Origin of the sequence: Bradyrhizobium sp. UBA2491, assembly GCF_002341725.1 — a bacterium.
Classification (GTDB): Bacteria; Pseudomonadota; Alphaproteobacteria; order Rhizobiales; family Xanthobacteraceae; genus Bradyrhizobium.
The window spans coordinates 22,808-29,494 of record NZ_DDOP01000093.1; the positions used below are offsets into that span (position 1 = coordinate 22,808).

The window sequence follows — 6,687 nt, forward strand, 5'->3', positions numbered from 1 at the left end:
CGGCCGACAAGGCATCCGCAGGCAAGCGGCGGGCGAGGGAGACGGAGCGATGAACATGATGACCGGCGTCTCGCCATGGGAGCGGCTGATCCGGCCCGACCGGGTGCACGGATCGCTCTACACCGACCCCGAAATCTTCGAGGCCGAGCTCAAGCACATCTGGTACCGGACCTGGGTCTATGTCGGCCATGAGAGCGAGGTGCCGAACGCCAATGACTACGTGGTCAAGTCGATCGGCCCGCAATCCGTCATCATGACCCGCGACGAGCAGGGCAAGGTCAATCTGCTGCTCAATCGCTGCTCGCATCGCGGCAACCAGGTATGCTCCTTTGAGCGCGGCAATGCGCGCTCGTTCACCTGTCCGTTCCATTCCTGGACCTTCGCCAATGACGGCCGCTTGGTCGGCTATGCTTTCCCTGATGGCTACGAGGGGCAGGACAAGGCGCAACTCGCGCTCGGGCGGGTGACGCGCGTCGAATCCTACCGCGGCTTCGTGTTCGGCTCGTTCGCGGCCGATGGTCCGACCCTGAAGGAGCATCTCGGCGGCGCCGCCGAGACCATCGATCGCCTGGTGCGCGCCTCGCCCGAGGGCGAGGTCGAGATCACGGCGGGCTTCCTCAAGCATCGCGTCAAGGCGAACTGGAAGTTCATCCTGGAGAACGAGTGCGACGGCTATCACCCGGCCTTCGTGCACACCTCGATCTTCGGCGTCGCCGACAGCATGATCGGCAAGCTCTATGGCGGCGCCTCGACCGCGCTGACCCGCGATTACGGCAACGGCCATACCGAGATCGATTTGCGGCCCGAGTTCCGCAAGCGCGATGCGCCGATGAGCTGGTTCGGCACCAGCGAGGAGCGGCTGCCGGACTATACGGCGCGGATGAAGGCGGCCTATGGCGATACCGCGGCGCGCGAGATCATGATCGACGGCACCCCGCATGTCATGATCTTCCCGAACCTGTTCATCGCCGAGATCCAGATGTTCGTGATCCAGCCGCTCGGCGTCGACGACAGCGTGCAGCACGTCACCGCGCTGCAATTCAAGGGCGCGCCCGATCTGAATCGACGGTTGCGCCAGCAGACCATGGGCTCGGTCGGTCCGGCCGGCTTCCTGCTCGCGGACGATTCCGAGATGTATGAGCGCTGCCATCGCGGCGTGCTGGCGCGCAATCCGGAGTGGATATTTCTTGGCCGAGGCGAGAAGCGTCAGCGGCAGGATGAACTTGGTTTCACCGTCGGCCACGTCACCGACGAGGTGCCGTCGCGCGGCATCTGGAGCCATTACCGCAAGCTGATGGAGCCGGCCTGATGCTCTCGCGCGAAAGCAGCGCCACCTTGATGAGCGCCATTACCGCCTTTCTCTATCGCGAGGCGCGGTTGCAGGACGAACATCAATACGAAGCCTGGGAAAAGCTCTGGACCGACGACGGCGTCTATTGGGTGCCGGCCAACGGCGCCGACATCGACCCGGAGCGGCAGATGTCGATCATCTACGACAACCGCTCGCGGATCGCGCTGCGGGTCCGTCAATTGATGACCGGCAAGCACTTCACCCAGACGCCGCAATCGAATCTGCGCCGGCTGATCTCCAACATCGAATTGATGGACGAGCAGCCTGATGATGGCGACATCGCGGTCGCCAGCAACAGCCTGATCTTCGAGTCGAGCCTGCGCGACGACACGCTGTGGGCGGCGCGCAACGAATACCGGCTGCGTCACGTCGATGGCGAATTGCGGATGGCCCACAAGAAGGTCATTCTCGTCAACAACGACAAGGCGATCTACACGCTCTCGTTCCTGGTCTAGGGAAGGTCTCGCCATGATCGACAAGGGCCCCGTCCTGCTCGACATCACCGACGGCATCGCGCGGCTGCGGCTCAACCGCCCCGACGCCGCCAACGGCATGAGCGCTGAGCTCCTGAGCGCGCTGTGCGACGCCATCATGGTGTGCCACGGCCATCCGGATCTGCGCGTCGTGCTGCTGAGCGGCGAGGGCACCAATTTCTGCGCGGGCGGCGATGTCCGCGCCTTTGCTTCCAAGGGCGAGAAGCTGCCGGACTATATCCGCCAGGCGACCGCGTATCTGCAAAATGCGGTGACCGGATTGCTGCGGCTCGAGGCGCCGGTGATAGCATCGGTGCAGGGCTTTGCGGCCGGTGGCGGCGGCTTCGGCCTGGTTTGCGCCTCCGACATCGTGATCGCCGCGGAATCAGCAAAATTCCTCGCCGGCGCGACGCGGGTGGCGATGGCGCCGGATGCCGGCGTCTCCGTCACGCTGTCGCGGCTGGTCGGGTTGCGGCGGGCGATGTCGATCCTGCTGACCAATCCGGTGATCCCGGCAGCCGAAGCGCTGCAAATGGGTATCGTCACCAAGGTCGTGCCCGATGCCGAACTCGCCGACGCATCGATGGCGCTGGCACGCGAGCTTGCCGCCGGTGCGCCGAAGGCGCTGGCGGCGACCAAGCGGCTGGTCTGGGCAGGCACCGGCACCAGCATCGAGCAATGCCTGTCGGAAGAGGCGCGTACGGTCGCGGAGCTCTCGGGCATGGCCGACGCCCGCGAAGGACTGGCGGCGGTGATCGAGCGGCGCAAGCCCCTGTTCACGGGGCGCTGAAATGGCGACCTTGCCATTCGGTCGCCTCGACGGCCGCCGTGCCTTCGTCTCCGGCGGCGCGCGCGGCATTGGCGCTGCGATTGTCCGCAGCTTTGCCGGGGCGGGCGCCAGGGTCGTGATCGCCGATCTCGATGTGGCCGCGGCTTCAGAACTGGCGCGGGAGACCGGGGCCGGCGTCGCGGGGCTCGACGTCAGCGATGCCACGGCGGTGCAGGCCGTGATGACGCAGGACGGTCCGTTCGACATCGTCGTCAACAATGCCGGCATCGATCAGCATGCCTTCTTCACCGACACCAGGGCCGACGATTGGGCGCGGCTGATCGCGGTCAATCTCACCTCGGTGCTGGCCTGCACCCATGCCGCGCTGCCGGCGATGCAGGCGGCGCGCTTCGGCCGCATCATCAACGTCACCTCCGAAGCGGCGCGGCTCGGCTCCAAGGGCGGCGCGGTCTATTCCGCGGCCAAGGGCGGCGTGATCTCCTTCACCCGGAGCATCGCGCGGGAGAATGCGCGGTTTCGCATCACCGCGAACGCGATCGCGCCGGGCCCGATCCGCACGCCGATGCTGGAGCAGGCGGTCGCCAAGGGCGGTGACAAGATTCTGCAAGCGATGACCGGCGCGACGCTGCTCGGCCGCCTCGGCGAGCCGGAGGAGGTCGCGGCCGCCGCGCTGTTCCTGGCCTCCGACCAGGCGGCCTATATCACCGGCGAGACGCTCGGCGTGTCCGGCGGCATGGGCATCGGCGGTTGAGATGGCGAGCGTGGGCGACGATATCGCAATCGATCCTGTCGAACGTGCGATCGAGCGCATGCGTGCGATCTATCGGAACTGGACCCGCGAAACCACCGTGGCGCAGATGCGCAGCGACTGGGATGCCGCCTTTGCCGGCTGCTCGGTGCCCGTGACGTGTCAGCCGGTCTCGGCCGGCGGCGTCGGTGGCGAATGGATCGTGCCGGCCAACGCGTCGCGCGACAAGGCGATCCTCTATTTTCACGGCGGCGGCTTCCGCATCGGCTCGGTCGCCTCGCATCGCGACCTGATCGCGCGCATCGCCGATGCATCCGGCTGCCGCGTGCTCGCGATCGACTATCGGCTTGCGCCGGAGCATCGCTTCCCGGCCGCGCTCGATGATGCGCTGATCGCCTACCGATATCTGCGTGACCGAGGATTGCGTGCGGCGGATATCGCCTTCGTCGGGGACTCCGCCGGTGGCAATCTCGTGCTCGCTGCGATGCTGGCGGCACGCGAGCGTGGCTGGCCGCTCCCCGCCGCCGGCGCGCTGATGTCGCCCTGGACCGATCTTGCCGCGACGGGCGCGAGCTATGAGAGCAGGGCCGAGGCCGATCCGATCCACCAGCGCGCGATGATCCTGGCGCTGGCGAAGAATTATCTCGGCAAGGATGGCGATCCCCGCGATCCGCTCGCCTCGCCGCTCTATGCCGATCTTGCTGGTCTGCCGCCGCTGCTGGTGCAGGCAGGCGACCGCGAAACCGTCCGAGACGATGCAGTGGGCCTCGCTGCGCGGGCCGAGGCCGTCGGCGTCGCGGTCGAGCTAGAGGTCTGGGACGGCATGATCCACGTGTTCCAGCTATTCCCGGAGATTCCGCAGGCGCGAGAGGCGATCGCATCGCTGGCGAAATTCCTGCGCAACCATCTTCACATCGGCCAAGAGAGGGCGCCACAATGAACGTCATGACGTCGGACCCGCGCCAGCTGACTGAGACCGAATTCCATTTCTCGGAGCCGCCCAACCTGCCCGAGGAGTTGCGCATGCTGCGCGACCAGGTCCGCCGCTTCGTCGAGAAGGAAGTGGTGCCGCATGCCGAGGCGTGGGAGCGCGACGGCAAGATCCCGCGCGAGATCTATCGCCGCATGGGCGCGCTCGGCTTCCTCGGCATGCGCCACGCGGCTGAGTATGGCGGCACCGACATGGGGCCATTGGCCTCGATGGTGTTCGCCGAGGAACTCGGACGCTCGAGCTTCGGCGGCTTCACCTCGTCGATCCTCGTGCACACCGACATGTCGGCGGTTCACATCTCGTTGCGCGGCACGCCGGAGCAGAAGCAGAAATACTTGCCCGCGATCATCCGCGGCGAGACGGTCTGCTCGATCGCGGTGACCGAGCCTGACGCCGGCTCGGATGTGGCCGGCCTGAAGACACGTGCGCGGCGCGACGGCGATCATTGGGTGATCAACGGCGCCAAGATGTTCATCACCAACGCGGTCTATGGCGACATCCTGATCGTCGCCGCGCGCACCGACCCGCATGCCAAGGGCAGCCGCGGCATTTCGCTGTTCATCGTGGAACGCAACTCGCCGGGCATCACGGCGACCAAGCTCGACAAGCATGGCTGGCTCTGCTCGGACACCGCCGAGCTCGGCTTCCAGGACGTGCGCGTGCCGGCGGAGAATCTGCTCGGCGAGGAGAACAAGGGTTTCTATGGCATCATGGAGACCTTTCAAAACGAGCGGATCTGCATCGGCGGCATCTGCGCCGGCGAGTCGGCCAAGGCGATCGAACTGACGACGAACTATGTGAAGACGCGGCAGGCATTCGGGGGGCCGCTCTGGAACCAGCAGGGCGTGCGGATGAAGCTCGCCCAGCTCGCCGCGAAGGCGGCTGCCGCACTGGCGCTGGCCTATCAGGCCGCCGAGCTCGCGGCGGCCGGGAAGGAATGTCTGCGCGAGGTGTCGATGGTGAAGGCGCTGTCGCCCGAGGTGCTGCACGAGGTGGTGCATGGCTGCTTGCAGCTACATGGTGGCTCGGGTTTCATGCGCGGCACGCCGATCGAGCGGATGGTGCGCGATGCCCGCGTGCTGACCATCGGCGGCGGTGCTACCGAGGTGATGCTGGAGGAAGTCGCGAAGCGGATGTGAGAGCAGTGCGCTTTGTTACCTCGCCCCGCTTGCGGGGAGAGGTCGGATCGCATCGCAGATGAGATCCGGGTGAGGGGGAGTCTCCGCGAGTGCCTCTATCGCCGTGTATACCGAACCAGCCCTTCACCCCAACCCTCTCCCGTAAGAACGGGGCGAGGGAGCGCACGTCAGTCGCGGCAACCTTACTTTGCGCCGTTCGAGGAGGTTGCCGATTTGCCCTGGCCGACCGCCCGCGCAGCGATCCCCGGCTTCAACCGCCAGTCCTCGCCGAAATCCGCCAACGGATGGAAGAACAGCGGTTCGGTGGTCTCGAGCTGCCGCAGCCGCTCGGCGTAGTCGTCGAGATAGCGATGGCGCGTGGCTTCGTCGACGAAATTCACCGAGTACGACACGAAGGGCGGCAGCACCTTGCAGCCGGCATAGGCCAGCATGCCGTTCTGGATCGGCCACAGCACCACGTCGAGCGCGCCGACCAACCCGTCGGGCGCGCACATGCCGGGATAGGCGGCGGTCGAGGTCACGACCATCGCCCGGCGCCCGGCGAGACCACCGGTGTCGTAGCGACGGCCGCTGCCATAGACCGCACCATTGACGAACACGCGATCGATCCAGCCCTTCATGATGGCGGGGACGGAGAACCACCACAGTGGAAATTGCAGGATCAGGGCGTCGCACCACAATAGCTTCTCGATCTCGGCCGTGATATCGGCGCTGAGCGTGCCCTGTTGCAGATTGTATTTCTGCTCGCGGTCATATTGCAGCCGGTCGGGAAACCGCCGCTCGCCGAAGTCTGCATCAGTCGCCACCGGATTGAAGCCCATGGCGTAGAGATCGGAGATCCTGACCGTATGCCCGAGCGCGGTGAGCTCCGCCACCGACCGCGCCAGCAGTGCGCTGTTGAACGACTGCGCCTCCTGATGGGCAAAGACGATCAGGACCTTCATCGCTCTCAGTCCACCGGCTTGAAGCTGAGCGTGGCCGTGTCGGCCTGCATGATCTGCAGCTTCTGGTTTGAGAAGCGGACGCCGGGGCCGAAGCTGATCGGCGCCATCACCCCGGTCTCGACATTCCTGGTCTTCTCCAGCTCCGAGATGGTGCAGGCCCAGGTCGGCTGCTTCCCGCAGCGCTCGATTGCCGCGATCAACACCTTGGCCGCGGCATAGCCGGTCATGGTGTAGCGGTTGATGCCCTTGAA

7 protein-coding genes and 1 pseudogene are annotated in these 6,687 nt (G+C 66.1%); 6 read left to right on the plus strand and 2 right to left on the minus strand.

Translation table 11 applies throughout. The features are described from left to right. The first annotated feature begins 49 nt into the window (after positions 1-49). From B2W55_RS31640 to B2W55_RS31665, 6 genes are read left to right on the plus strand one after another with little or no spacing between them, the layout of a single operon-like run. Positions 50-1,309: a Rieske 2Fe-2S domain-containing protein gene (locus B2W55_RS31640; RefSeq protein WP_024580548.1), complete on the plus strand. Its 1,260-nt coding sequence runs from the start codon at positions 50-52 to the stop codon at positions 1,307-1,309. Further along, positions 1,309-1,806, plus strand: coding sequence for an aromatic-ring-hydroxylating dioxygenase subunit beta (locus B2W55_RS31645; RefSeq protein ID WP_024580549.1), 498 nt, complete (start codon positions 1,309-1,311; stop codon positions 1,804-1,806). The genes B2W55_RS31640 and B2W55_RS31645 overlap by 1 nt, the downstream gene beginning before the upstream one ends. Before the next feature lie 13 nt (positions 1,807-1,819). Then, entirely contained in the window at positions 1,820-2,614 is a 795-nt protein-coding gene (locus tag B2W55_RS31650; protein WP_024580550.1) for an enoyl-CoA hydratase/isomerase family protein, read from the plus strand. Position 2,615: 1 nt separating this feature from the next. Then, entirely contained in the window at positions 2,616-3,365 is a 750-nt protein-coding gene (locus B2W55_RS31655) for an SDR family NAD(P)-dependent oxidoreductase (RefSeq protein WP_024580551.1), read from the plus strand. Between the two features lies 1 nt (position 3,366). Further along, positions 3,367-4,302: an alpha/beta hydrolase gene (locus tag B2W55_RS31660; protein ID WP_024580552.1), complete on the plus strand. Its 936-nt coding sequence runs from the start codon at positions 3,367-3,369 to the stop codon at positions 4,300-4,302. Next, a complete protein-coding gene (locus B2W55_RS31665) occupies positions 4,299-5,492 on the plus strand; it encodes an acyl-CoA dehydrogenase family protein (RefSeq protein ID WP_291532727.1) in 1,194 nt (397 codons plus the stop codon). The genes B2W55_RS31660 and B2W55_RS31665 overlap by 4 nt, the downstream gene beginning before the upstream one ends. Before the next feature lie 182 nt (positions 5,493-5,674). Here B2W55_RS31665 and B2W55_RS31670 read toward each other — a convergent pair whose 3' ends face one another. After that, on the minus strand, positions 5,675-6,436 hold the full coding sequence (locus B2W55_RS31670; RefSeq protein WP_024580554.1) for an NAD(P)H-dependent oxidoreductase: 762 nt from the start codon (positions 6,434-6,436) through the stop codon (positions 5,675-5,677). 5 nt (positions 6,437-6,441) lie between these two features. Next, positions 6,442-6,687: pseudogene (locus tag B2W55_RS31675) on the minus strand (ABC transporter substrate-binding protein); the annotation flags it as partial.